The 23,446-nt window shown below is 63.3% G+C and carries 27 protein-coding genes; 5 read left to right on the forward strand and 22 right to left on the reverse strand.

The window, feature by feature from the left end; translation table 11 throughout:
- Nucleotides 1–6 precede the first annotated feature (6 nt).
- The 3 genes from ACE2AA_RS06135 to cls all read right to left on the reverse strand — a co-directional run bounded on the left by ACE2AA_RS06135 (nucleotide 7) and on the right by cls (nucleotide 2,716).
- A complete protein-coding gene (locus ACE2AA_RS06135; protein WP_395371736.1) occupies nucleotides 7–408 on the reverse strand; it encodes a cytochrome c3 family protein in 402 nt (133 codons plus the stop codon).
- On the reverse strand, nucleotides 396–1,100 hold the full coding sequence (locus ACE2AA_RS06140) for a ferric reductase-like transmembrane domain-containing protein (RefSeq protein WP_395371738.1): 705 nt from the start codon (nucleotides 1,098–1,100) through the stop codon (nucleotides 396–398). Before ACE2AA_RS06140 ends, ACE2AA_RS06135 begins: the two co-directional genes overlap by 13 nt.
- Before the next feature lie 197 nt (nucleotides 1,101–1,297).
- Nucleotides 1,298–2,716 carry a cardiolipin synthase gene (gene cls / locus ACE2AA_RS06145; RefSeq protein ID WP_395371740.1) on the reverse strand — a complete coding sequence of 473 codons (1,419 nt, stop codon included), beginning with the start codon at nucleotides 2,714–2,716 and terminating at the stop codon, nucleotides 1,298–1,300.
- Between the two features lie 120 nt (nucleotides 2,717–2,836).
- Here cls and ACE2AA_RS06150 point away from each other — a divergent pair, with 120 nt between their 5' ends.
- A complete protein-coding gene (locus ACE2AA_RS06150; RefSeq protein WP_395371742.1) occupies nucleotides 2,837–3,235 on the forward strand; it encodes a YraN family protein in 399 nt (132 codons plus the stop codon).
- 15 nt (nucleotides 3,236–3,250) lie between these two features.
- Here the strand turns inward: ACE2AA_RS06150 and ACE2AA_RS06155 are convergent, their stop codons facing one another.
- The 10 genes from ACE2AA_RS06155 to purB all read right to left on the reverse strand — a co-directional run bounded on the left by ACE2AA_RS06155 (nucleotide 3,251) and on the right by purB (nucleotide 10,914).
- Complete coding sequence (locus ACE2AA_RS06155; RefSeq protein ID WP_395371744.1) at nucleotides 3,251–3,583, reverse strand: hypothetical protein; 333 nt, start codon at nucleotides 3,581–3,583, stop codon at nucleotides 3,251–3,253.
- A 143-nt stretch (nucleotides 3,584–3,726) separates the two neighbouring features.
- Complete coding sequence (grxD, locus tag ACE2AA_RS06160) at nucleotides 3,727–4,062, reverse strand: Grx4 family monothiol glutaredoxin (protein WP_141260306.1); 336 nt, start codon at nucleotides 4,060–4,062, stop codon at nucleotides 3,727–3,729.
- A 37-nt stretch (nucleotides 4,063–4,099) separates the two neighbouring features.
- Nucleotides 4,100–4,333: a BolA family protein gene (locus ACE2AA_RS06165; RefSeq protein WP_141260307.1), complete on the reverse strand. Its 234-nt coding sequence runs from the start codon at nucleotides 4,331–4,333 to the stop codon at nucleotides 4,100–4,102.
- Between the two features lie 19 nt (nucleotides 4,334–4,352).
- Nucleotides 4,353–6,563 carry a phosphoribosylformylglycinamidine synthase subunit PurL gene (gene purL / locus ACE2AA_RS06170; protein ID WP_141300311.1) on the reverse strand — a complete coding sequence of 737 codons (2,211 nt, stop codon included), beginning with the start codon at nucleotides 6,561–6,563 and terminating at the stop codon, nucleotides 4,353–4,355.
- Entirely contained in the window at nucleotides 6,560–7,264 is a 705-nt protein-coding gene (purQ, locus tag ACE2AA_RS06175; RefSeq protein ID WP_141300313.1) for a phosphoribosylformylglycinamidine synthase subunit PurQ, read from the reverse strand. Before purQ ends, purL begins: the two co-directional genes overlap by 4 nt.
- Nucleotides 7,261–7,644, reverse strand: coding sequence for a Rap1a/Tai family immunity protein (locus ACE2AA_RS06180; protein WP_141260310.1), 384 nt, complete (start codon nucleotides 7,642–7,644; stop codon nucleotides 7,261–7,263). Before ACE2AA_RS06180 ends, purQ begins: the two co-directional genes overlap by 4 nt.
- Nucleotides 7,641–7,883 carry a phosphoribosylformylglycinamidine synthase subunit PurS gene (gene purS / locus ACE2AA_RS06185; protein WP_141260311.1) on the reverse strand — a complete coding sequence of 81 codons (243 nt, stop codon included), beginning with the start codon at nucleotides 7,881–7,883 and terminating at the stop codon, nucleotides 7,641–7,643. Before purS ends, ACE2AA_RS06180 begins: the two co-directional genes overlap by 4 nt.
- Entirely contained in the window at nucleotides 7,880–8,644 is a 765-nt protein-coding gene (gene purC / locus ACE2AA_RS06190) for a phosphoribosylaminoimidazolesuccinocarboxamide synthase (protein ID WP_061274201.1), read from the reverse strand. Before purC ends, purS begins: the two co-directional genes overlap by 4 nt.
- Nucleotides 8,645–8,775: 131 nt before the next feature.
- The gene (locus ACE2AA_RS06195) at nucleotides 8,776–9,519 is read right to left on the reverse strand and encodes an NRDE family protein (protein WP_395371747.1); all 744 of its coding nucleotides are present in this window, start codon (nucleotides 9,517–9,519) and stop codon (nucleotides 8,776–8,778) included.
- A 42-nt stretch (nucleotides 9,520–9,561) separates the two neighbouring features.
- Nucleotides 9,562–10,914, reverse strand: coding sequence for an adenylosuccinate lyase (purB, locus tag ACE2AA_RS06200; protein WP_395371749.1), 1,353 nt, complete (start codon nucleotides 10,912–10,914; stop codon nucleotides 9,562–9,564).
- Between the two features lie 226 nt (nucleotides 10,915–11,140).
- Between purB and ACE2AA_RS06205 the strand changes: the two genes are divergently transcribed.
- From ACE2AA_RS06205 to ACE2AA_RS06220, 4 genes are read left to right on the forward strand one after another with little or no spacing between them, the layout of a single operon-like run.
- Nucleotides 11,141–11,746 (forward strand): YjbE family putative metal transport protein, encoded by a 606-nt coding sequence (locus ACE2AA_RS06205; RefSeq protein ID WP_141260314.1) that lies wholly within the window; start codon nucleotides 11,141–11,143, stop codon nucleotides 11,744–11,746.
- A complete protein-coding gene (locus ACE2AA_RS06210; RefSeq protein ID WP_395371751.1) occupies nucleotides 11,746–13,728 on the forward strand; it encodes a lytic transglycosylase domain-containing protein in 1,983 nt (660 codons plus the stop codon). The genes ACE2AA_RS06205 and ACE2AA_RS06210 overlap by 1 nt, the downstream gene beginning before the upstream one ends.
- The gene (locus tag ACE2AA_RS06215; RefSeq protein ID WP_141260316.1) at nucleotides 13,728–14,192 is read left to right on the forward strand and encodes a phosphatidylglycerophosphatase A; all 465 of its coding nucleotides are present in this window, start codon (nucleotides 13,728–13,730) and stop codon (nucleotides 14,190–14,192) included. The genes ACE2AA_RS06210 and ACE2AA_RS06215 overlap by 1 nt, the downstream gene beginning before the upstream one ends.
- Nucleotides 14,193–14,223: 31 nt before the next feature.
- Nucleotides 14,224–14,727: a CinA family protein gene (locus tag ACE2AA_RS06220; protein ID WP_141260317.1), complete on the forward strand. Its 504-nt coding sequence runs from the start codon at nucleotides 14,224–14,226 to the stop codon at nucleotides 14,725–14,727.
- 135 nt (nucleotides 14,728–14,862) lie between these two features.
- Here the strand turns inward: ACE2AA_RS06220 and ACE2AA_RS06225 are convergent, their stop codons facing one another.
- The 9 genes from ACE2AA_RS06225 to trpC form a co-directional block, all read right to left on the reverse strand.
- Entirely contained in the window at nucleotides 14,863–15,153 is a 291-nt protein-coding gene (locus ACE2AA_RS06225) for a hypothetical protein (protein WP_193557641.1), read from the reverse strand.
- A 39-nt stretch (nucleotides 15,154–15,192) separates the two neighbouring features.
- Nucleotides 15,193–15,681, reverse strand: a complete 489-nt coding sequence (locus tag ACE2AA_RS06230) for a type II toxin-antitoxin system RatA family toxin (protein WP_141300321.1) — start codon at nucleotides 15,679–15,681, stop codon at nucleotides 15,193–15,195.
- Nucleotides 15,681–16,673 (reverse strand): lipoyl synthase, encoded by a 993-nt coding sequence (gene lipA / locus ACE2AA_RS06235; RefSeq protein WP_141300323.1) that lies wholly within the window; start codon nucleotides 16,671–16,673, stop codon nucleotides 15,681–15,683. The genes ACE2AA_RS06230 and lipA overlap by 1 nt, the downstream gene beginning before the upstream one ends.
- Nucleotides 16,674–16,908: 235 nt before the next feature.
- A complete protein-coding gene (gene lpdA, locus ACE2AA_RS06240; RefSeq protein ID WP_395371754.1) occupies nucleotides 16,909–18,318 on the reverse strand; it encodes a dihydrolipoyl dehydrogenase in 1,410 nt (469 codons plus the stop codon).
- 12 nt (nucleotides 18,319–18,330) lie between these two features.
- Nucleotides 18,331–19,593 carry a pyruvate dehydrogenase complex dihydrolipoamide acetyltransferase gene (locus ACE2AA_RS06245; RefSeq protein WP_395371755.1) on the reverse strand — a complete coding sequence of 421 codons (1,263 nt, stop codon included), beginning with the start codon at nucleotides 19,591–19,593 and terminating at the stop codon, nucleotides 18,331–18,333.
- A 15-nt stretch (nucleotides 19,594–19,608) separates the two neighbouring features.
- Nucleotides 19,609–20,973 (reverse strand): pyruvate dehydrogenase complex E1 component subunit beta, encoded by a 1,365-nt coding sequence (locus ACE2AA_RS06250; RefSeq protein ID WP_395371757.1) that lies wholly within the window; start codon nucleotides 20,971–20,973, stop codon nucleotides 19,609–19,611.
- 7 nt (nucleotides 20,974–20,980) lie between these two features.
- Complete coding sequence (gene pdhA / locus ACE2AA_RS06255; RefSeq protein ID WP_227000871.1) at nucleotides 20,981–21,940, reverse strand: pyruvate dehydrogenase (acetyl-transferring) E1 component subunit alpha; 960 nt, start codon at nucleotides 21,938–21,940, stop codon at nucleotides 20,981–20,983.
- Nucleotides 21,941–22,073: 133 nt separating this feature from the next.
- Nucleotides 22,074–22,565 (reverse strand): cyclic pyranopterin monophosphate synthase MoaC, encoded by a 492-nt coding sequence (gene moaC, locus ACE2AA_RS06260; RefSeq protein ID WP_141260324.1) that lies wholly within the window; start codon nucleotides 22,563–22,565, stop codon nucleotides 22,074–22,076.
- A complete protein-coding gene (trpC, locus tag ACE2AA_RS06265) occupies nucleotides 22,562–23,443 on the reverse strand; it encodes an indole-3-glycerol phosphate synthase TrpC (RefSeq protein ID WP_193558345.1) in 882 nt (293 codons plus the stop codon). The genes moaC and trpC overlap by 4 nt, the downstream gene beginning before the upstream one ends.
- Nucleotides 23,444–23,446 lie beyond the last annotated feature (3 nt).

Raw genomic sequence — 23,446 nt, forward strand, 5'->3', positions numbered from 1 at the left:
ACCGGGTCAGAGCAGCCGGCCATGCGCCTGCATGTCGGGCCTGCGAACATGGCAGTCGCGACATTCATGCACCGGCCCCGCCTGCCGTCCCTGCTGCTGCAGGTTCAGGTGGCAGCCTTCGCACAGTTCATGAAACTGGTCGCGGATGATGGGGACAAGTTCCGGCGTTTCCCTGTGGCAGGCAATGCAGGTGCGATGTGTCGCAGGCGTCACCACCGGCTTGAGGAAATCATGGTGACAGGTGACGCAGTTATAGCCCCCATGTGCGCGATGGTGGAACACAAGGGGTATGTCCTGCCCCGTCGCAACCGTCATGCGGTGCCCCACCACCAGCAGGGCGAACAGGCCCGCAAGCCCGATCACCGTCAGCACAGGTGCCATGGCGCGCCGCAGGCCTAGTGCCGCCATAACACGAACACCACCGTTTCGGACACGACCACGCACAGCATGACACCCGCCAGCCTGCGGGCCAGATACGCCGTATGCAGCCGCCGCCTGCGCCCGTCACGACGCATGGGCAGGCGCGCCAGCATCCAGCGTTCCCCCACCGGCAGCATGCAGGCCACCAAGGCAACCCCGATACACATCCAGACCTGCCACCACACGGCCACATGCACCCGTGTCGCCACGACATGGAAAACAGAAGCCCCCAGCACCGCCATGGCCAGCAATGCGTGTGAGCGGCGGAACATGGCCGCCGTTGCATAAAGCCCGCGCCGCACGCGCTGCAGCGCAAGGCATGGCGTCACCACCGCCAGCAGCGCCGCCGCAGCGCCAAACTGCATGCCGGGCGCGCCCGATGGCCACAGGTCATACAGCGTCTGCGGATCGAGCCATATGATCCCCCCGGCATGCAGGATTACAAACCCGACAAACAGCCACGCCAGCCAGCGATGCAGGGTCAGGAAAAACCGACCATCGAAAAAGGGTTCGGGCAGCGGACGCCCCGTCAGGGCAAACAGCGTGAGTAGCAAAAACAGCGCCGAAAACCCGCACAGCATGCTGACGTCCCACCCGATGGACAGGTGCATGACGCCTTGCGGCCAGAAACACAGCAGGAAGACGCTATAGGCCGCAAACAGTGGCAGGATCAGGAACATGCGACACTCAATATATGCGGCATGGCCATAAAAGATCATTTCGAGGCAGGCTGTTGATGAAAAGAATAAAGGTTTTTGGTGAAGCTTTTCTTCAGAAAAGCTTCGAAAGACACCACCTTAAAAAAAAGGCGACATCCAAAAACTTTTATTACTTATATGAAATAGTATGCATGCCCGTCCCTGTCAATTTACCCACCCTACAGGTAAGGCAGGAACAGCCGCGCCGCCGCGTCACGCATCTTGCGCGGAAAGGACCGGCGATCCAGGTCATGATGCGTCATGCGCACATGGCGGTGGGTGGCGATGAAATCATCAATCCTGGTCGCCAGTGCCGCGTCATAGGCTTCAAGGTTGATTTCAAAATTCAGTCGCAGACTGCGCACGTCCAGATTGGAACTGCCCACGAATGACCAGTGCCGGTCCACCACCATCAGCTTGGAATGGTTGAACGGCGGCCGCGCCAGCCAGATCCGGCACCCCGAATCAAGGAATCGCGGCAGGTTGGCCGACCGCGCCCAGTCCAGCAGGGTATGGTTGCTGTGCCATGGCACGATGATATCCACCTCGATCCCGCGCATGGATGCAAGGGCCAGTGCAGTCAGGAACCGGTCATCGGGCAGGAAATAGGGCGTCATGATCCGGATGCTGCGCCGCGCCAGGGTGAAGGCCTGCAGCATGGTATATTCGATCTTTTCCAGATCCATGTCCGGGCCTGCGGTCACGACGCGGCTCAGGCTGGGGCCGTGACTGTCCTGACGCGGAAAGTAGATGTCCGCCGTCAGTTCCTCACCACGGGTAAAGGCCCAGTCGCGGGCAAAAGCCTCGCTTAACTGATGGACGACCGGGCCTTTCACTTCAAAATGCGTGTCCGATACCGGATGGCGGGGATGGGCTGCCGCGACATTTTCTTCGCCAATGTTCAGGCCACCCATGAAGCCGGTCAGTCCATCCACCACCAGTATCTTCTTGTGGTCGCGCATGTTGATGAACGGCATGCGCCACGGCAGCATGGAATGCATGAACCGCCCCACCGGCACGCCCGCATCACGCAGGATGCGACCCACGCCACAGTTGAAATATCCCGACCCCACGCCATCAACCAGCACGCGCACCTGCGCGCCACGCCTGTGGGCCGCGATCAGCGCGTCACAGAACTGCCGCCCGATCCCGTCATCACGGAAAATGTACGAACACATCAGCACGCTATGCCGCGCACCGTTTATGGCATCGAGCATACGCGGATAGACAATGTCCCCGTCATGCATGGGCACGATCGCATTGCCGCCCAGAAGCGGCCGGCCAGTCAGCTTGCCCACCATGGAGGCCAGCGGCGCGAAGGTTCCGGCTTCGTCACGCCGCCATTGCGATGACATGGTGCGGCTGCGCCAGGGGTGCTGTCCCGCCATGCGCCGTGCGCGCCTGTGCACGCGGTTGATGCCGAACATCAGGTACAGCATCCCACCCGTCAGCGGCATGAGCACGGTCACGCCAATCCAGCCGATGGATGCCCCGACATCACGCTTGGTCAGCAGCACATGCACCACCACCGCCGCGATAATGGACACGCGCGCCAGCAGCAGGCAAAGATCCCATATGGTCAGGAAATGAAGAAACATATCGCACATCCTGTCGCAGCCCACGGCGTCCGTCCATGGCCGCCAGAGCCCGGTCGTGCTGCCTGCTATATCCTACAAGCCGGGTTTACACACCCATGCCAGTCGCAGGAAAAACAAAGCATGACAATGCGTAATGCCCCACCCGCCCCCCTTCACCGCCAGCAGCGCGGCAGGCGGGCCTGCGCCGATGGCATGGCAGCGGAACGGCTGGCGATCGCGGACATTCAGGCCCGTGGCGGACACGTCCTGCTGCACCGTGCGCGTACGCGATGGGGGGAAGTGGATATCGTGGCACTGCAGGCAGGCTGCCTGATCTTTGCCGAGGTCAAGGCCCGCCCATCCCTGCTGGCGGCGGGAGAATCCATCCGCCCGGCACAGGTGGCGCGTATCATGAACGCCGCGCAGTTTTTATGCGCGGCCAACCCGCACTGGGTTTATGACAGCATCCGCTTCGATGTATGCGCGGTGCTGCCAGGCAATGTCGTGGAATGGATTCCGGACGCCTTCAGGCAATACTGAGGGGGCCACCCGCAATCAGGTGCGGTGGCGGACCGCAATCGGGTGAATATGGTGAACCACCGCGCCATGGGGATGATAGGCAATGGTGTGGACCATGGTGCGCCGCGTATGGGCCGCCGTGCTGTGGTTTGCTGCCATCACCACCGGGGCGCGATGGCCACCTGCGCGACGGACATAGGTCACATGCCGGACCGGCGGCGGGGGGGCTGTCAGCGCACCCAGCGTCAGACGGTCGGCTTCCATGTCCGTCACGGCGTGGGTGCGGGCATGGGCGGGGGTTACGATGCTGCCAGCAAGACCTGCGCCAAGCAGTAACATTGTAGCAAAACGCAAGTCGCTATAGCGCATCAGGCCCCCTTGTTTTTCAAACCTGCACGAAGCTAGGCGAAAGCGTGGACCGGATGCAAGGGATGTTGTCCACAAAACAGGAAACGGGCGGAACATTTCTGTCCCGCCCGTCCCGATCGATAACGATATGACGCACCGTGCGATCAGGCCGCGGCGGAGGCGATGCCCTTTTCCGCCAGCAGCTTCTCCAGTTCGCCGGTCTGGTACATTTCCGTCACGATATCGCAGCCACCAATGAACTCACCCTTGATGTAAAGCTGCGGCACTGTCGGCCAGTTGGAAAAATCCTTGATGCCCTGGCGCAGTTCGGGATCTGCCAGCACGTTCTCGGTCTTGAACGGCACGCCAAGGTGCTTGAGCACCTGCACCACGCGCGCGGAGAAGCCGCACTGCGGGAAGGTGGCGTCGCCCTTCATATACAGCATGACGGGGTTGGCATCGATCTGCGCCTGGATGCGCTGTGCGATTGTTTCAGCCATTGTTTTCGTTTCCTGCGTTGGGGGTAAGTATCCGTAATCAGTCCGGGGTCTGCGTCTGCAGGGCCAGCGCATGCAGCTTGCCGCCCATGTGCCCCTGCAGCGCATTATAGACCAGCTGGTGCTGCCGCACGCGTGGCAGGCCGCGAAAGACCTCGCTCACGACACGGCAGGCATAGTGGTCCCCGTCGCCTGCCAGATCATCGATCGTAATCTTCGCGTCAGGCAGGGCTTCGCGGATATAGGTTTCGATTTCCTGTGCCGTCATTGCCATCTGGCTTAAAACTCCTGCCCTATCGGTCCATCAGTCGCGGAAAAAATTCGGAATGCACCGCGAGCAGACGTGCCTTGGATATTGTGGACCCGCTGGGCAATGTCAAACCCTGCCCCCCCGAACGGCCCAGCCTGCGGCATGGCACACCTGCCTGCGCCGCAAGTGTGGCCAGCGCCTGTCCGTCGCGCACGGCGACGACATAGCGCGACTGGTCCTCACCAAACCAGAAGGCCTCGGGGCGCATGCCCGACTGCGGCGCATCCAGCACGCAGCCCGCCTGTCCTGCCATGACCATTTCGGTCACGGCCACCAGCACGCCGCCATCGGCCACGTCATGGCAGGCGATGATGGTGCCGTTCTGGATCAGGCCACGCACGAAATCACCATTGCGCCGTTCGGCGGCCAGATCGAGTTCGGGTGGTTCCCCATCCTGTGCGCCAAGGATTTCACGCAACCAGATCGACTGGCCAAGCTGGCCCTTCGTTTCCCCCAGCAGCATGACATCACAGCCATCGGGCATTTCCAGCCCGACCGCCGTGCGCACGTCCTCCAGCACGCCAAGACCGCCAATGGCCGGTGTGGGCAGGATGGACTGTGACGTGCCATCGGGCGCGCGGGTTTCGTTGTACAGCGAGACATTGCCGCTGACGACCGGGAAGTCCAGCGCGCGGCAGGCTTCCCCCATGCCCGCGATGGCATCGACGAACTGCCCCATCACCTCCGGCTTTTCAGGCGAGCCGAAGTTGAGGTTGTCCGTCACCGCCAGCGGGCGCGCGCCGGTCGCGGTAATGTTACGCCAGGCTTCGGCCACGGCCTGCGCGCCACCCAGCTTCGCATTGGCGCGACAGTAACGCGGCGTGCAGTCGGTGGTCAGCGCCAGGCCGATTTCCGTGTCCTCGACCTTGACGATCGCGGCGTCCGCCGCGCCCGGCCTGCGCACCGTCTGGCCGCCCACCGTGCTGTCGTACTGGTTGTAGACCCATGCGCGCGATGCAAGGTCAGGGCAGCCGATCAGCCGGATCAGCGCCTGTTCCACGCCCACCGGGTCAATGATCGGCTCCATCGGCTGCGGCCTGAGCGCCGGTGCCGTCGGGCGATGGTAGACCGGGGCCTGATCGGCCAGCGGGGCCAGCGGAATGTCGGCTTCCACTTCGCCCTTGTGGCGGATCACGATGTTGCCGGTATCGGTCAGGTGGCCGATGACGGCAAAATCCAGTTCCCATTTGTCAAAGATGGCGCGCGCCTGTTCCGTGCGGTCGGGACGCAGCACGATCAGCATGCGCTCCTGACTTTCGGACAGCATCATTTCATACGCCGTCATGCCACGTTCTCGCTGGGGCACGTTATCAAGGTCAAGGTCGATGCCAACCCCGCCCTTGCCCGCCATTTCAACGGAAGACGAGGTCAGGCCAGCCGCCCCCATGTCCTGAATGGCCACGATGGCGTCGGTCGCCATCAGTTCCAGACAGGCCTCGATCAGCAGCTTTTCGACAAACGGGTCACCTACCTGCACGGTCGGGCGCTTGGCCAGCGCGTCCTCGTCAAACTCGGACGATGACATGGTGGCCCCGTGGATGCCGTCGCGCCCGGTCTTGGACCCGACATAGATCACCGGGTTGCCCACACCAGCGGCAGCCGACAGGAAGATACGGTCCTGCCGCGCCACACCAACCGTCATGGCGTTGACCAGCGGGTTGCCGTCATAAGCAGGGTGGAAATTGATCTCGCCACCCACGGTGGGCACGCCCACGCAGTTGCCGTAGCCGCCCACGCCACGCACCACGCCGTCCACGATGCGGCGGGTCTGCGGATTGCCGGGGTCGCCAAAACGCAGGGCATTGAGGTTGGCTATGGGCCGCGCGCCCATGGTGAACACATCGCGCAGGATGCCGCCAACCCCCGTCGCCGCCCCCTGATAGGGTTCAATGAAGGAGGGGTGGTTATGGCTTTCCATCTTGAAGATGGCGGCGAGGCCGTGGCCGATATCAACCACGCCCGCGTTTTCACCGGGGCCATGGATCACCCACGGGGCCGTCGTTGGCAGGGTTTTCAGGAACGCACGCGACGATTTGTACGAGCAGTGTTCCGACCACATGACCGAGAAAATGCCCAGTTCCGTGAACGTGGGCGTACGGCCCATGATCGACAGGACATTGCCGTATTCTTCCGCCGTCAGGCCGAATTCGCGCGCCAGTGCCGCATCAACGGGGCGCGGTGACTTTGCACTCATCCGACCAGTGCCTCCACAAGTCCCGTAAACAGGGGTTTTCCGTCCTCGCCACCCATCAGCGGATCAACCAGATCCTCCGGATGGGGCATCATGCCGCAGATCCGCAGGTTTTCGCTGAACACACCGGCAATGGCATTCATGGAACCATTGGGGTTCAACTGCGGGTCGCCTGCATCCACGCGGCCATCTTCGGCCACGTAACGGAAGGCCACGCGGTTCGTGTCCTCCAGCATGCGGATGGTGTCGGCACTGGCGATATAGTTGCCATCACCATGCGCCATGGGGGTGCGGAACACATCGCCCTTTGCCCAGTGGCGGGTGAACGGCGTGTCATTGCGTTCAACGCGCAGGAAACAGTCCTGCGACAGGAAACGCAGCGCCGCGTTACGCAGCAATGCGCCGGGCAGAAGCTGCGCTTCGGTCAGGATCTGGAACCCGTTGCACACGCCAAGGATATGACCGCCTTTTTGCGCAAATTCACGGATTGCCGCCATGATCGGCGCATGCGCCGCCATCGCGCCACAGCGCAGGTAATCGCCATAGCTGAAACCACCGGGCAGCACGACAAGATCGGTACCTGCGGGCAGCGCCGTTTCGCGGTGCCACACCATGGTGGGCGCCTGTCCCGTAACCCCGCGCAGGGCAATGGCCATGTCACGTTCGCGGTTGGTGCCGGGAAAAACTACAATCGCCGCCTTCATTTGCCGCCGCCGCAGGGATAGGTTTCACGCAGTGCGGTGAACACGACCTCGCCCGCCGGGCGGGACAGCCCGTCGCGGTGGTCCTTCATCCAGCTTACGACCTTGCCACGCATGTCCGCCGTGGATGTGGCGGGGGCCACGCAGAAGGCCGCGACATCCTTGGTGTCCTTTTCGGCATTGCGCTCGAACAGGTGGTCAAGGGCCGCGGAATCAGCGATACCGGAGATATAGGCATCACAGATACCCGTACCCGTGGGCTTGGTGCACAGCGAACCAAGCTGTTCGCCCGTCAGGCGCGAGACACGCTGTGCTGACGCATGGGCCGCGGGCAGGCCCACGGCCATGATGCAGCCAAGGGCAAGAAGGCGGGCGATCTTCATCCAACGACCTCCGTCGTGAAGTCCTCGATCACAAGGTTGGCCAGCAGCGCGCGCGCCATGGCGTCAGCCTGCGCGCGGGCACGTTCGCAGTCGGTCTCGTCAATTTCCAGCTCGATCACGCGACCGATGCGGACTTCACCCACGTTCTTGAAATCCAGCACGTGCAGCGCGTGTTCCACGGCCTTGCCCTGCGGGTCAAGCACGCCTTCCTTCAGCATGACGGTCACACGCACCTTCATTGCATTACCTCCGGTCCCTTCATGTCGGAATTCGTGGCCTCGGGCAGGATGCCCAGGCGCATCGCGACTTCCTGATATGCTTCTTCAACCTTGCCCATGTCCTTGCGGAAACGGTCCTTGTCCAGCTTCTCGCTGGTCTTGGCGTCCCACAGGCGGCAGTTATCGGGCGAGATTTCATCCGCCAGCACGATACGCATGTTGTCGCCTTCGAACAGGCGGCCGAATTCCAGCTTGAAATCGACAAGGATGATGCCGATGCCCATGAACAGGCCGCACAGGAAGTCGTTCACGCGCATGCTCAGCGCCACGATGTCTTCCATGTCATGCGGGCAGGCCCAGCCGAAGGCGGTGATGTGTTCCTCGCTCACCATCGGGTCGTTCAGGGCGTCGTTCTTGTAATAGAATTCGATGATCGGGCGCGGCAGGCGCGTGCCTTCCTGAATGCCCAGCCGCTTGGACAGGGAGCCCGCGGCGACATTGCGCACCACGACCTCCAGCGGAATGATCTCCACTTCCCGGATCAGCTGCTCGCGCATGTTCAGGCGGCGGATGAAATGGGTGGGGATCCCGATATCGTGCAGCCTCAGCATGAGGTGTTCGCTGATACGGTTGTTCAGCACCCCCTTGCCGGTGATGATGCCCTTTTTCGCGCCGTTCCCGGCGCTGGCGTCATCCTTGAAATACTGCACGAGGGTGCCCGGTTCGGGCCCCTCGAAAAGGATCTTGGCTTTTCCTTCGTAAAGCTGGCGACGGCGGCCCATACTCGTCCTTCACATAGCGCTGCGGGGACGGGCCGGGAGCGGCCCCTCCCCTGATCTGCAGGATCTGTTGCTGGCATGATCCCAAATGGTCCGCATGCCATAGCAGCGATCCGGGCGGGAAGATACCATATTTACCCCGCCTGCGCGCCCGGGGCAGACAGATTGATTGGCTGGTAGCCCACACGGTCTGGGGCGCCCGCGGCAAAAAACCATGAATGCCGCCCGTCGCGCGCCACCCCGATGGCGGATGAACTGCACGTACCAAAGCCCGAACGCGGCGGGATGTTCAGTTCACTGCCCGCAGGCAGCGAACGGTCGGCCAGCAGCGTGGTCCACCCCGTCCACTGCGGCGGCACCGGGCGGGGGGTTGCGCGGAAACGCGGCAGGTGGCGGGCGATGCGCGGCATGGCCATGTCATCGGGGTCGGTGGTGGCGACCATGTGCACGCCAGGCGCCAGTGGCTCGACCTGTGGCTGGCCGTAGCCAGGGCCACGAATGAAGAAGGCGTCGTTCCCGTCCGCCACGATCATGTTGAACGACCGCCATTCGCCTGCATCGATCGTGGCGATATGGCCTGCCGCTTCACGCGCGGTGGGGAAACGTCCGGCCAGCAGCGGCAGCGCCCCGCGAGAGTTCTTGCCCGGCATCGGCCCAAGACTGCCCACGCGGTTCATGATGCCTGCCACCACGCCCGCGTCATTCAGTGTCAGCCACGACCCGCCCGCGATCCGGTCCTGGCCGCCCACGACATCAGGCTGCTCCGGCCAGTGCCGCCCCGGTGGCAGCCATGGCCGGTCAAGGCGTTCATCACGGTTGGCCGCCATCAGCAGCGGCCATTCCAGGGCCGGGTCGTGGGAAATGACGACTGTGCACACGCCTTGATATCCTGCTGTTGTTTGCGTCAGGCCATGGTGTGGTCAGGTCCGCGCGGGGCCGGACTCACCAAACACGCAGCTGTAGGTATGGTCGATCTGGCGCAGGTGGGCGTTGCTGTCCATTGCCGCATCCAGCACTTCGGACGGCACCCGGCCCGCGACTTCGGGGTCGGCGTCCAGATTTTCGCGGAAAGTCTTTGCGTCCTTGTGCCCCAGCTTCGTCCATGTCTCCATGGCGTTGCGCTGGACGATGCGGTACGCATCTTCGCGCAGGATGCCCGCGCGCGCCAGCGCCAGCAGCACCTCCCCCGAATGCACCACGCCACCCAGGCTGTCGATATTGGCCTGCATCTGTTCGGGATAGACCACCAGCTTTTCCATCATCCCCGCAAGCCGCATGAGCGCGAAGTCCAGCCCGATCGTGCCATCGGGACAGATGTTACGCTCGACCGAGGAATGGCTGATGTCACGTTCATGCCACAGCGCCACGTTTTCCAGCGCCGGTATGACGTGCGAACGCACAAGGCGGGCCAGACCCGTCAGATTTTCCGACAGCACCGGATTGCGCTTGTGCGGCATGGCGGACGAACCCTTCTGCCCCTTGTGGAAGAACTCTTCCGCCTCACGCACTTCCGAACGCTGCAGGTGGCGCACTTCGGTAGCCAGACGTTCGATGCCGCTGGCGATCACGGCCAGCGCGCAGAAATACGCTGCATGCCGGTCGCGCGGGATAACCTGCGTGGACACGCCTTCGGGCTTCAGGCCCAGCTTGTCCGCCACGTATTCCTCAACACGCGGGTCGATATGGGCATAGGTGCCCACCGCGCCGGAAATGGCGCAGACGGCGATTTCATCGCGTGCGCGGACCAGACGTTCGCGGTTGCGGGCAAATTCGGCATAATGGCCCGCGATCTTCAGGCCGAATGACGTCGGCTCGGCATGGATGCCATGGCTGCGGCCGATGGTCAGGGTGTATTTGTGCTCAAACGCCCGGCGTTTCAGCGCCACCAGCACCGCATCGAGATCCTGCAGCAGCAGGTCGGTGGCCTGCACCATCTGCACCGACAGGCAGGTATCCAGCACGTCGGACGATGTCATACCCAGATGCACGAAGCGGCTGTCGGGGCCGACCTTTTCCGCAAGCCACGTCAGGAACGCAATCACGTCGTGGCGGGTTTCGGCCTCGATTTCATCAATGCGGTCAAGGTCCGCCTGCGAAAAGGCGGCCATGGCGGCGTCGCCCTTCGTGCGGATGGTCTTTGCGGCCTCGGCCGGGATCACGCCATATTCCGCCATGGCTTCACAGGCCAGGGCCTCGATTTCGAACCAGATGCGGTAACGGTTCTCGGGCGACCAGATGGCGGCCATGACGGGACGGGTATAGCGCGGTACCATGTTCTCGGGCTTCCTTTGCTGCAACGGACGATACAGGATCAGGCGGCCTTCCTAACCAATTCTGCCGCTTGCGTCTCCCTTATATTCACGCGCGATTCATAACGTGGCATATATCATGCGCCGGAACGGACATGTTTGCATGATGCGGGCAGCGAACGGCATAAAGCGATTGTGAAAACCGCGCGCCCGCCTGTCGCGGCCATCTGCCCAGGAACTGACCTTGCCCATGTCTGCCATTTTTTCCGCCTCATCCCTTTACGCACTGGCGCAGGTTGTCCTGATTGACGTGACGCTGGCAGGGGATAACGCCATCGTGGTGGGCATGGCAGTGCGCAACCTGCCGCACAGTTCACGCCGAATCGCCATTCTGTGCGGCGTGCTGGGGGCGGCGGCAATCCGGATATGCCTTGCCCTTGTGGCGGTCAGGCTGCTGGCCATCATCGGGCTGACGCTGGCGGGCGGGCTGCTGCTTTTGTGGGTGTGCTGGCGCATGTACCGCGAAATGGCCGGCGACGCCCATGCGGAAGGTGACACCCCCGCCCCCGCATCGCTGCGCAACGCCATCATCCGCATCATCGTGGCCGATCTGTCCATGAGCCTTGATAACGTGCTGGCGGTGGCGGGTGCGGCGGGCGAGCACATGGGCGTGCTGGTGGCGGGGCTGGTGATATCGGTGGTGCTGATGGCGGTGGCGGCGTCGCTGATCGCACGGCTGCTGGAACGCTATCGCTGGATTTCGTGGGTCGGGCTGCTGGTTGTGCTGGCTGTGGCGATCGAACTGATCGTCAAGGGCGGAGGCGAGGTCTGGACCCATGTGGGAGGAGCCGCGTAATGCCGCGCAGGGCTGGTCCCCGCCCCGGTCCCGTTGCGACATGGGGCCTTGCCGCGGGACTGGCGCTGCTGTCTGTCCCCCCGCTGCATGCGGCCCCTGCCCCCGCCACGCCACAGGGTGGCTGGCCCACACCGGGACAGGCCGCGACCGGCAATGCCGATGATGATCCTGTCGCGGCCAAGGTGCTGGTTTACCTGCGCCTGCTGTCAGCGGACGGCACGGCGGGGGAATACGCGACCTTCCTGACCGAAAACCCTTCATGGCCGCAGCGCCCGCTACTGCTTGCGCGTTTCCAGCAGAAACTGGCGGCCGAACCCGATGACGCGGTCGCGGGTACATTATGCGACCGCCAGCAGCTGACGGACGTGCATGCGCTGGTGCGCTGCGCACACGCGATGCCGCGGCCTGCCGCACTGGACAGCTGGGCGCGCGTCGCATGGGTCAACCGTGCCGATACGCAAGCGGAAGCGCAGGCCATGCTGTCCGCTTTCGGCCCCGTGCTGACGCCACAGGACCACTGGCTGCGATTCGACCGGCAGGAACGCGCGGGCAGGATTGATGCGGCGACACGGCAGGTTCCCATGCTGGACACCATCCAGCAGCCTGTCGCGCGCGCGCGCCTGGCCTTCCGCCGCAATGACCCCGATGCCGAAGGCACGCTGGCCACCCTGCCGCCCGAACAGCAGGCCGATGGCGCGCTGGTGCTGGACCGCCTGCGCTGGCTGCACCATGCGCAGCGCCTGGATGAGGCACTGTCCCTGTGGCACGAACGCGGGGTGGAAACCGAAAAGCAGCAGACCCCGGCGGTCGCTGCGGTTTTCTGGCGCGAACGCGACGCCATGGCGCGTGACCTGCTGCTGGCCCACCGCACGGATGACGCGCTGTTCATGGCCAATGACCGTACCGATACCGGGTCGGCCACGCGGTACGATGCCCTGTTCCTGACCGGATGGATCCGGCTGGAATACCTGCATGATGCTGACCACGCACTGGCTGATTTCACGCCACTGGCGCAGGCGGTACCCGTCATTACCCGCAGTCGCGGACTGTACTGGGCCGGGCGCGCACTATGGGCGCAGGGGCGGCATGGACCGGCCAGGACCCAGTGGCAGCAGGCGGCGGCGCTGGCCAACACGTTTTATGGGCAGATGGCCATTGAACGGCTGGCGGGCGACAGCATGAACCAGCTGATCGTGCCCGATCAGGCAGGCCGCCAGATCCGCAGCTACCTGCTGCGTGAACGCGAACCCACGCCCGGTGTGGCCGATTCCGTACATTTCGACACAAGCGACCTTGCCCGTGCCGCTGAAATACTGGTGGCGTGGGGCGACCGGCACCATGCGCGTGACTTCATCCTTGCCCTTGATGCACAGGACACCGGTATCGCGAAGCACGTGCTGGCCGCGCGCATGGCCACCCGCCTTGGCATTCCCGACGCCGCCGTGATGGTGGCGCGCCTGGCGGGCAAGGACGGGCTGACGCTGGTCCGTGAAGGCTGGCCACGTGCCTATACTCCGCCAACATCCACCCTGCCAGCCGATGTGGAACTGGCGGTGGCGCGGCAGGAAAGCGGGTTTGACGCGGGCGTGGTCAGCCCTGCCCATGCGGTGGGATTGATGCAGCTGCTGGTCCCCACCGCGCGCGAGGTTGCGCGCAAGGCCGGTCTGAACGTGAATGTCAGCGCAGCCAGCCTGACCGACCCGCAGCTTAACATGCGGCTGGGGGCAGCGTTCCTGGCGGATATCGCGCAGCGCATGGGCGGCGCCGTACCGTATGTGGCCGCCGCCTACAATGCGGGGCCACACCGCACGGATACCTGGCTTACGACATTGGGCAACCCCGCGCGTGACACACCACAGCCGGACGCCATGCTGGACTGGATCGAAAGCATCCCGTTTGGGGAGACGCGCAATTACGTTGAACGGGTGGAGGAGAACATGGCGATTTACCAGGCAACCGATCCGGCTCTGGACCACGGCTGATGGCGCGTCCCCTGTCCCACCTGATCGCAAGTTTTGGCGGCACGGGGTTCGCCCCGCGCGCACCGGGCACCGTGGGGTCGCTGGCGGCCCTGATCGTTGGGGTGCCGCTGCTGGGCCACTGGATCTGGATGGCGCTGGCGGTGCTGGTGTGCACGGCGGTGGGCTACCGCGCCACACAGCTTGCCTCCAACGGGGAGGATCACGGCTGGATCGTGATTGATGAGGTCGCTGGCATGTGGCTGGCCATGTTCCCGCTGGCCCCCCTGCGCCTGTCCACCCTGCGCTGGGCGGATGTGCTGTGGCTGCTGCTGGCGTTTGCCCTGTTCCGCCTGTTTGACATTACCAAGCCCGGCCCGGTGGGCTGGTTCGACCGCAGACATGACGCCATGGGCATCATGGGCGATGACATCGTGGCAGGCATCATGGCGGGCATCATCCTGACAGGCATCCGTTTCCTGGCCTGATGCGTTAGGATGGCAAAGGAGACCATACCGGATGTTACCTGATACATTCCTTGCCCATATGCCCGACGCGCTGGCCCGCTTCCGTTCGGCGGGATGCCGGGTCGTCACGGCGGAAAGCTGCACCGGTGGCCTGCTGGCAGCTGCCCTGACCGAATCTGCCGGATCATCGGACGTGGTGTGCGGCGGATTTGTCACCTATTCCAACAGCATGAAGGCCCATGCGCTGGGCGTGCCCGCGAAGCTGCTGGAGCAGTACGGTGCTGTCAGCCGCGAAGTCGCTGCCGCCATGGCGCAGGGGGCGCTGGCACATGCGCCTGACGCCAACCTGTCGATCGCCATTACCGGCATTGCCGGTCCCGGCGGAGCCATACCGGACAAGCCGGTCGGCCTGGTCTGGTTTGCCGTGGCCACCAGCGGCACGGTGGATACGGTGTCCCATCTTTTCGCAGGCGAACGGTGGGACGTACGCACGCAGGCGGTCCGCACCGCGCTGGCCCTGCTGCTGGACCATGCGGGACGACTGTCGGCAGAATAGGCCGTTATTTCATTAAGTAATAAAAGTTTTTGGTAATGCTTTTTGTAAAAAAGCTTCAAAGAACGCCGCCTTTCTGAAAAAGGCGGCACTCAAAAACTTTCATTTTTTATCAGATGGTTGCTTTCAGACAGCTTCTTAGTATCCGGCAACCGTGCTGCCCGTTTCGGGCACGCGGATGGCAGGCGCGGTCTGGCCCGTGCCCTCGGCCTGCACCGGGTGGTCCGGGCTGGCTGCGGTTGGCGTGGCGGCAGGCTGGAGTGAGGCCCGGGCCTTCTGCAGGCTCTGGTTATTCAGGTCGGCGGTTTCCGCGTCGCTGGCGGCAATGGATTCCCTGTTTGCATGGTGGGATGACGCGGGGGCCGCAGATGCAGGCTGCGCCATACACAGCAGGACGCCCCCTGCCATGGCGGTGATAATGGTTTTCATGATGGGGTATTTCCCTGTCCGGTTTTACGTAAGGGGACGTCAGGCGTTACCGGCCTTGGCCGGGCCGACGGGTTGTTGCGGTGCGGGAACCGCAGGCGGTGGTCCGTAGATGTCACGGGCCCGACGGATGAAGGCCGAGACCATAAGCCGCACCGCTTCGTTGAATACCACGCCAATCGCCGCCTGCAACAGGCGCGAGCGGAATTCGAAATCCACGAAGAAATCGACCAGGCAGCCACGCGGCTCCGGCGTGAAGGTCCATACATTGTTCAGGTAACGGAATGGCCCCTTTTCATAACTGACCCGAATGGTATTGGGCGCTTCCAGCAGGACGCGGCTGGTGAACGTTTCCCGGAACGGGCCAAAACCGATGGTCAGATCAGCCACCAGTTCGTCCGCCGTGCGGGTGCGCACGCGCGCACTGGTGCACCACGGCAGGAACTGGGGGTATTTCCCGACGTCGGCCACCAGGTCAAAAAGCTGGCTGGGGGAATAGGCAATAAGCCGACGTTCGGCATGGGTGGGCATTACTTCATCTCCGTTGCGCCACGTTCTGTCCGCAGGCGTTGTTCACGTGCGGCGCGCAATTCCGCAAAATCAGAATCCGCATGGTACGACGACCGTGTCAGCGGCGAGGAACTGACCTGCAGGAATCCCTTCACACGGGCCATGCCCGCATAGTCGGCGAATTCCTCGGGCGTTACAAACCGGGCCACCGCAGCATGCTTCACTGTTGGTTGGAGATATTGCCCCATTGTGATGAAATCAACGTCCGCAATCCGCAGGTCATCCATGACCTGAAGTATTTCGGGCCGTTCTTCCCCCAGCCCCAGCATCAGTCCCGATTTTGTGAAGATGGACGGGTCCATCCGTTTCACGTCATCCAGCAGGCGCATCGACTGGTAATACCGTGCGCCGGGCCGGATGGCGGGATACAGCCGGGGCACGGTTTCCAGGTTGTGGTTGAATACATCAGGCCGCGCGGCCACCACGATCTCCAGACTGCCGGGCTTGCGCAGGAAGTCGGGCGTCAGGATCTCGATGGTGGTATCGGGGGCTGCGGCGCGTATGGCCGCAATCACGCGCGCGAAGTGATGCGCGCCACCATCGGGCAGGTCATCACGGTCCACCGATGTTATGACAACATGCCGCAGGCCCAGCTTCGCCACCGCGTCGGCCACGCGCTGCGGTTCATCCGCATCCAGCGCATGCGGCAGGCCCGTGGTGACATTGCAGAACGCGCAGGCACGGGTACAGATTTCGCCCATGATCATCATGGTGGCGTGGCGCTGGGACCAGCATTCACCAATATTGGGGCAGGCTGCTTCCTCGCACACGGTCACCAGCTTGTTGTCACGCATGAGCTTGCGCGTCTCGTGATAGGTCGGGTGGTTGGGCGCGCGCACGCGGATCCATTCGGGCTTGCGCGCGATGGGGTTGTCGGGCCGGTGTGCCTTTTCAGGGTGCCGAGGCGCGGCCTCCCCTTTCTTCCGGTGATCGATCATCAAACGCACGGACATGACGCAAAAATTCCCGTAAACAGGCAGATATCCAGAAGTGTAACGCCTGCCCCACCACGTCAAGCATTCTTGCCGCCTTCGTCCCGGCAGGGGATCACAACCGCACGATCAGGGCGGTCATCCCCTGCCTGCCAGATGACCGGAAGTTTCTGGCAAAGCTTTTTTCAAAACGCATCAAAGAACGCCGCCTTATTTGAAAAAAGGCAGATCGCCCTAATTTTTCCCTTCTTATCAATCAGATATGCAGCGCTCCGTCATAGGCCGCCAGCACCGCTTCGTGCATGGTTTCCGATATGGTGGGATGCGGGAAGATGGTTTCCTTCAGTTCCGCGTCCGTCAGTTCCCCGGTGCGGGCAATGACGTAACCCTGGATCATTTCGGTCACTTCGGGGCCGATCATATGCGCGCCCAGCAATTCGCCCGTTGCGTCGTCAAATATGGTCTTGACCATGCCCTCCGGCTCACCCATCGCGATCGCCTTTCCATTGCCGATGAAGGGGAAACGCCCGACACGCAGCTTATGGCCCGCCGCCTTCGCCTTTTCTTCCGTCATGCCGACGGATGCAACCTGCGGGCGACAGTAGGTGCAGCCGGGAATGTTCAGCGGGTTGATCGGGTGGACGGTGCGGCCCGCGATCTGTTCGGCCACCATCACGCCTTCATGGCTGGCCTTGTGCGCAAGCCACGGCGCACCGGCGATGTCGCCAATGGCGTATACCCCCTTCTCCCCCGTGCGGCAGTAGGGATCAACCCTGATATGGGTGCGGTCCACTTCGATCGCAGTGCCCTCCAGGCCGATATTCTCGACATTGCCAACAATACCAACCGCCGAGATCACGCGCTCCACCATAACCTGCCGGGTCTTGCCCCCCATGGTCACGTCAATGGTGACGGAGTTGTCGCCCTTTCTGATCGCGCCCAGCTTTGCCCCGGTCAGGATTTTCATTCCCTGCTTTTCCAGCGCCTTGCAGGCAAAGGCGCTGATTTCCGCATCTTCCACCGGCAGGATGCGGTCGGCGACTTCCACAATCGTCACCTCGGCACCCATGTTGCGGTAGAACGAGGCAAATTCGATCCCGATTGCGCCCGACCCGATCACCAGCAGGCTGCGCGGCAGTTCTTTTGGCACCATGGCTTCACGATAGGACCAGACCAGCTTGCCATCCGGTTCCAGACCCGGCAGCACGCGGGCACGTGCCCCCGTGGCCACGATCACGTTGGGCGCGGTCAGGGTAACGGTTTCCTTCCCGTCCACACTGACCGACACCTTGCGCTGCCCGCCTGCCATGCCCGTCAGTTTGCCGAACCCGTTGATGACGGTGACCTTGTGCTTTTTCAGAAGGTGGGCAACACCCGCCGAAAGCTGGGCCGAGACATTGCGCGACCGCTTGACCACCCTGGCGAAGTCAAAACGCACGTTGTCGGCAGCAAACCCGAATTCACCCAGATTGTGCAGCAGGTGGTTGATTTCGGATGCGCGCAGCAGCGCCTTGGTCGGGATACAGCCCCAGTTGAGACAGATGCCCCCAAGCTGGGCTGCCTCGACCACCGCGACCTTCAGCCCAAGCTGGCCCGCGCGGATGGCCGCGACATAACCGCCCGGTCCGCCACCAATGACAATGACATCAAATTGCGTGGTGTTCATCAGACCGTTTCCTCAGACCACAAGGCTCATGGGATTTTCAACCACGTTGCGGAAAGCCGATACCCATTCCGCCGCCAGCGCCCCGTCCACCACGCGATGATCGACCGACAGGGTGACGGTCATGACGGTAGCGATGGTGATTTCATCCCCCTTCACCACCGGCCTGCGTTCCCCCGCCGCGATGGCGAGTATCCCGGCCTGTGGCGGGTTGAGGATGGCGGAAAACGCCTTCACCCCATACATTCCCATATTGGAAATGGAGAACGTGCCGCCCTGAAATTCCTCCGGCTTCAGCCTGCCCGCCCGCGCACGGGTGGCAAGGTCGCGGACTTCGTTACTGATCTGACGCAGGCCCTTGGTATCGGCACGGCGGACGATGGGCGTGATCAGCCCGTCAGGGATGGAGACGGCAACAGAAATATCCACGTCGTCATACACCAGCGTCGCGTCATCGCTGTACGCCACGTTGACCTTCGGCACGCGGCGCAGCGTAAGGGCGGCTGCCTTCACCAGCATGTCATTGACCGAAATCTTGTACGCATCCGGTCCCTCGGCGGGGGACGCGGCGTTCAACTGCTTGCGCAGCGCCAGAAGCGCGTCAAGCTGCACGTCCATTTCCACATAGAAATGCGGGACGGTGGTCTTGGCTTCCGTCAGCCTGCGCGCGATCACCTTGCGCATGGTGGAATGCGGCACGCTTTCATACCCCGCACCGACGGTCACGGGGGCTGCCACAGGCGCAGCGGCGGCGGGTTTCGGCGTGGGAGGGGCTGCGCTGGCTGCCTGTTCCACGTCCCGACGCACGATCCGCCCGTTGGGGCCGCTGCCCTTCAGCGTGGACAGGTCGATGCCCTTGCCTGCTGCGATCCGGCGTGCCAGCGGCGAGGCAAAGACGCGCCTGCCCTTGGCCGTCGGGGCCGCAGCAGGAGCGGCCTGCGGCGCAGGGGCTGCGCTGGCGCTGGCAGTGGCGGGCGCGACGGAAGCCGGTGCCGCCGCCGGGGTTGCGGGGACGGGGGCATCCGGCACGCTTTCCCCTTCGGCCACCAGTATGCCGATGGGGGTATTGACGGCGATGCCTTCCGTCCCTTCCGGGATCAGGATACGGCCCAGCACGCCTTCATCCACGGCCTCGACTTCCATCGTGGCCTTGTCGGTTTCGATTTCCGCGATCACGTCGCCTGCGGCAATCGCCTCGCCTTCCGCCTTGACCCAGCGGGCCAGCTTGCCTTCCGTCATGGTCGGCGACAGGGCGGGCATCAGGATGTTGATGGACATCGTGCGGTTCCCCCTTCACACAACCTGCCGGACGGCATTGATGATCCAGTCCGGGTCGGGCAGCGCAAGTTTTTCAAGGTTGGCAGCGAACGGCATGGGCACATCGGCCCCGGCTACGCGCACTGGCGGGGCGTCAAGGTAGTCGAATGCGTGTTCGATCACCTGCATGGCGATTTCAGCGCCAATGCCCGCGAACGGCCAGCCCTCTTCCACCGTGACAAGGCGGCTAGTCTTTTTCACGCTGTCCACGATGGTCCGGGTATCCAGCGGGCGGATGGTGCGCAGGTTGATGACCTCGGCCTCGATCCCCTGCTCCGCCAGCTTCGCCGCCGCTTCCAGCGCCGTGCCAACCATGATGGAAAAGGCGACGATGGTGACGTCCGTGCCCGCGCGTTCGATCTTCGCCTTACCGATCGGCAGGATGAAGTCCTCATCCACCGGGCAGGGAAAACGCTGTCCGTACAGGATTTCGTTTTCAAGGAAGATGACCGGGTTGGGATCGCGGATGGCGGCACGTAGCAGGCCCTTGGCATCCGCCGCCGACCACGGGGCCACGACCTTCAGCCCTGGCACATGACCATACCAGCTGGCATAGCACTGCGAATGCTGCGCGCCCACGCGGGCGGCGGCCCCATTGGGGCCACGGAACACGATGGGGCACGACATCTGTCCGCCCGACATGTAACGCGTCTTGGCGGCGGAATTGATGATCTGGTCAATGGCCTGCATGGCGAAGTTCATGGTCATGAACTCGACAATCGGCTTCAGCCCCGTCAGGGCGGCCCCGATGGCCATGCCGGTAAAGCCCTGTTCGGTAATGGGGGTGTCGATCACCCGCTTTTCACCAAACTGGTCCAGCAACCCCTGCGAGACCTTGTACGCGCCCTGGTACTGCGCCACTTCCTCACCGATCAGGAACACGTCCTCATCCCGCGCAAGCTCGGCTGCCATGGCGTCGCGCAGGGCTTCACGCACGGTAATCTCGGCACTCTCGCCCCAGTCCTTTTCCGGCTCGGCCGCTGCTTTCGGCGTGCTGGGGGCAGCGGATGCCGGACCGCAGGACGGCGGGGCGGCCGGTTCTGCCGCAGCAGCGGCATCGGTGGCGGCTGCGGCGGCAGGCTGCGCGTCCGCATCCTCGCCTTCGGCCAGCAGGATGGCGATGGGCGTGTTGACCGCCACGTTTTCCGTCCCTTCGGGGATCAGGATACGGCCCATGATACCTTCATCCACGGCCTCGACTTCCATCGTGGCCTTGTCGGTTTCGATTTCCGCGATCACATCGCCTGCCGCAATGGCCTCGCCCGGCCTGCGCAGCCAGCGTGCGACCTTGCCCTCCTTCATTGTGGGGGACAGGGCGGGCATGAGTATTTCTGTTGCCATCTCTAATTCAGCTTTCCACCAGTATGTCCGTCCACAGTTCCGAGGGATCAGGCTCGGGACTGGTCTGGGCAAACTCCGCCGCGTCAAGCACGACCGTCCTGACCTTGTCGTCCAGCGCCTTCAGGTCGCTTTCGGCAACGCCACGTTCCAGCAGTTCGCGGCGCACGCGGTCGATGGGATCATGGTTCTTGCGAATTTCCTCGACTTCCGAACGCTGGCGGTATTTCGCAGGGTCGGACATTGAATGGCCACGGTAGCGGTAGGTATCGACCTCCATCAGCACCGGCCCCTTGCCCGCGCGGCAATGGGCCACGGCTTCGGCTGCCGCGGCCCGCACGGCCTCGACATCCATGCCATCGACATACATGCCCGGGATGCCCCACGGTTCCCCATTGCGCCACAATGCCTTGGATGCGGAGGCGCGTTCGACACTGGTGCCCATGCCGTAGCGGTTGTTTTCCAGCACGAACAGGCAGGGCAGCCTGTGCAGGGCGGCGAGGTTGAAGCTTTCGTAAACCTGCCCCTGGTTGGATGCGCCTTCGCCATAATACGTGACCGAGACTTCGTCCGTGCCCCGGTACTTGTTGGCGAACGCCAGCCCGATACCCAGCGAGACCTGCGCGCCGACAATGCCGTGCCCGCCATAGAAATGCTTTTCGCTGGAGAACATGTGCATGGACCCGCCCTTGCCGTGGGAATAGCCGCCCTCACGCCCGGTCAGTTCCGCCATCACCCCGCGCGGGTCCATGCCAGCCGCCAGCATCTGCCCGTGGTCACGGTAGGAGGTGATGATCTTGTCCCCCTGCTTCAGCTCCATCTGGATCCCGACCACGACGGCTTCCTGCCCGATATACAGATGGCAGAAACCGCCGATCAGCCCCATGCCATACAACTGGCCCGCGCGTTCCTCGAACCGGCGGATCAGCACCATCTGGTAATAGGCTTCCTTCAGGTCGGACTCGGTCATGGTCCGGCTGTTATGGCCACCGGACAGGCCGGGATCTGTCTCGTTACTCATCAAACGTCCTCAGGTTCATGTTTCCTGCGCCATGCCTGCGCGGACATGGCAATCGGGGCCGGTGCCGTGGCCGGCAATGCCGTCACGGTGTGGCGGCACGATTATAAGTGCCCGACGCCCCACCGGATTTATGGATCACGTGTATCTGACCGATTTCCATGTCCCGCTCCACGGCCTTGCACATGTCATACAGCGTCAGCGCCGCGACGGAGGCGGCGGTCAGGGCCTCCATCTCCACCCCTGTCGGCCCGGTGGTGCGCACCCGGGCGGTGATCTCGATCCCCTCGCCCGCCGCATCAGGCGTCAGGTCCACCTTCACCGACGATATGGCCAGCGGATGGCATAGCGGGATCAGGTCCGACGTTTTCTTTGCCGCCATGATGCCCGCGATGCGCGCGGTGGCCAGCACGTCGCCCTTGGGCATTTCCCCCGACAGGATCATGGCCAGTGTCGCGGGCCGCATCCTGATATGCCCGTGCGCCACGGCTTCGCGTCGCGTATCGGGCTTGGCCGAGACATCAACCATGACCGCATGCCCCGCCGCATCAAGGTGTGACAGGCGTGCGTCCGTCATGGCGTGGCGTTATCCGCTGGCGCGGTGCCCAGCAGTTCATGGACAGCGGGCCCCACATCTTCATGCCGCAGCAGGCTTTCCCCCACCAGGAAGCCCGAAGCACCTATGGCGTTCAGCTTCACCACGTCTGCATGGGTGCGGATGCCGCTTTCGGACACGATGATCCGGTCGGGCGGCACCAGCGGCGCCAGGCGACATGTGGTCTCGATATCGGTCTGTAGCGTTTTGAGATTGCGATTATTGATGCCGATCAGCGAGGTATCAAGCGCAAGGGCGCGGTTCAGTTCGCCCTCGTCATGCACTTCCACCAGCACGTCCATGTCCAGCCCGCGCGCGATATCCAGCAGTTCGGCCGCTTCCGCATCAGTCAGGATGGCCATGATAAGCAGGATGCAGTCCGCCCCGATCAGGCGGCTTTCATGCACCTGCCACGGGTCGATGATAAAATCCTTGCGCAACAGCGGCAGCTTGCACGCCTCACGCACGCGCGTCAGGTCCTCGGCACTGCCGTGGAAGCACGATCCTTCCGTCAGGACCGAAATGCAGGCCGCACCCGCCTTTTCATATTCCTGCGCGATCACGGTCGGCTCATAATCGGGGCGCAGGATACCGGCGGACGGCGACGCCTTCTTGATTTCCGCGATCAGCCCGATCTGGTGGTCGGCGGTCTTCTGCTTCAGCGCCTGACCGAAGCCGCGCGGCGGCGTGGTCACTTCGCGCGCGCGCGCCGTAATTTCCTTCAGCGGGGTGACCTTGGCACGCTGCGCCACGTCCACCCGGGTCCGTGCACAGATACGTTCCAGAACATCGGGAATGCTGTCCACATCCGCGGGCTGGACACTACCTGTCTGGGGGGAGGTCATTGGCGTGTCGTTCATTTT

It is taken from the genome of Komagataeibacter diospyri, from assembly GCF_043995075.1.
Lineage (GTDB): Bacteria > Pseudomonadota > Alphaproteobacteria > Acetobacterales > Acetobacteraceae > Komagataeibacter > Komagataeibacter diospyri.

Bases quoted from the DNA above. Each gene is read 5' to 3' on its own strand.
- ACE2AA_RS06135 (WP_395371736.1), bottom strand. From the start codon at position 408: ATGGCGGCACTAGGCCTGCGGCGCGCCATGGCACCTGTGCTGACGGTG.
- ACE2AA_RS06140 (WP_395371738.1), bottom strand. From the start codon at position 1,100: ATGTTCCTGATCCTGCCACTGTTTGCGGCCTATAGCGTCTTCCTGCTG.
- cls (WP_395371740.1), bottom strand. From the start codon at position 2,716: ATGTTTCTTCATTTCCTGACCATATGGGATCTTTGCCTGCTGCTGGCG.
- ACE2AA_RS06150 (WP_395371742.1), top strand. From the start codon at position 2,837: ATGACAATGCGTAATGCCCCACCCGCCCCCCTTCACCGCCAGCAGCGC.
- ACE2AA_RS06155 (WP_395371744.1), bottom strand. From the start codon at position 3,583: ATGCGCTATAGCGACTTGCGTTTTGCTACAATGTTACTGCTTGGCGCA.
- grxD (WP_141260306.1), bottom strand. From the start codon at position 4,062: ATGGCTGAAACAATCGCACAGCGCATCCAGGCGCAGATCGATGCCAAC.
- ACE2AA_RS06165 (WP_141260307.1), bottom strand. From the start codon at position 4,333: ATGGCAATGACGGCACAGGAAATCGAAACCTATATCCGCGAAGCCCTG.
- purL (WP_141300311.1), bottom strand. From the start codon at position 6,563: ATGAGTGCAAAGTCACCGCGCCCCGTTGATGCGGCACTGGCGCGCGAA.
- purQ (WP_141300313.1), bottom strand. From the start codon at position 7,264: ATGAAGGCGGCGATTGTAGTTTTTCCCGGCACCAACCGCGAACGTGAC.
- ACE2AA_RS06180 (WP_141260310.1), bottom strand. From the start codon at position 7,644: ATGAAGATCGCCCGCCTTCTTGCCCTTGGCTGCATCATGGCCGTGGGC.
- purS (WP_141260311.1), bottom strand. From the start codon at position 7,883: ATGAAGGTGCGTGTGACCGTCATGCTGAAGGAAGGCGTGCTTGACCCG.
- purC (WP_061274201.1), bottom strand. From the start codon at position 8,644: ATGGGCCGCCGTCGCCAGCTTTACGAAGGAAAAGCCAAGATCCTTTTC.
- purB (WP_395371749.1), bottom strand. From the start codon at position 10,914: ATGGTACCGCGCTATACCCGTCCCGTCATGGCCGCCATCTGGTCGCCC.
- ACE2AA_RS06205 (WP_141260314.1), top strand. From the start codon at position 11,141: ATGTCTGCCATTTTTTCCGCCTCATCCCTTTACGCACTGGCGCAGGTT.
- ACE2AA_RS06210 (WP_395371751.1), top strand. From the start codon at position 11,746: ATGCCGCGCAGGGCTGGTCCCCGCCCCGGTCCCGTTGCGACATGGGGC.
- ACE2AA_RS06215 (WP_141260316.1), top strand. From the start codon at position 13,728: ATGGCGCGTCCCCTGTCCCACCTGATCGCAAGTTTTGGCGGCACGGGG.
- ACE2AA_RS06220 (WP_141260317.1), top strand. From the start codon at position 14,224: ATGTTACCTGATACATTCCTTGCCCATATGCCCGACGCGCTGGCCCGC.
- ACE2AA_RS06225 (WP_193557641.1), bottom strand. From the start codon at position 15,153: ATGAAAACCATTATCACCGCCATGGCAGGGGGCGTCCTGCTGTGTATG.
- ACE2AA_RS06230 (WP_141300321.1), bottom strand. From the start codon at position 15,681: ATGCCCACCCATGCCGAACGTCGGCTTATTGCCTATTCCCCCAGCCAG.
- lipA (WP_141300323.1), bottom strand. From the start codon at position 16,673: ATGTCCGTGCGTTTGATGATCGATCACCGGAAGAAAGGGGAGGCCGCG.
- lpdA (WP_395371754.1), bottom strand. From the start codon at position 18,318: ATGAACACCACGCAATTTGATGTCATTGTCATTGGTGGCGGACCGGGC.
- ACE2AA_RS06245 (WP_395371755.1), bottom strand. From the start codon at position 19,593: ATGTCCATCAACATCCTGATGCCCGCCCTGTCGCCGACCATGACGGAA.
- ACE2AA_RS06250 (WP_395371757.1), bottom strand. From the start codon at position 20,973: ATGGCAACAGAAATACTCATGCCCGCCCTGTCCCCCACAATGAAGGAG.
- pdhA (WP_227000871.1), bottom strand. From the start codon at position 21,940: ATGACCGAGTCCGACCTGAAGGAAGCCTATTACCAGATGGTGCTGATC.
- moaC (WP_141260324.1), bottom strand. From the start codon at position 22,565: ATGACGGACGCACGCCTGTCACACCTTGATGCGGCGGGGCATGCGGTC.
- trpC (WP_193558345.1), bottom strand. From the start codon at position 23,443: ATGAACGACACGCCAATGACCTCCCCCCAGACAGGTAGTGTCCAGCCC.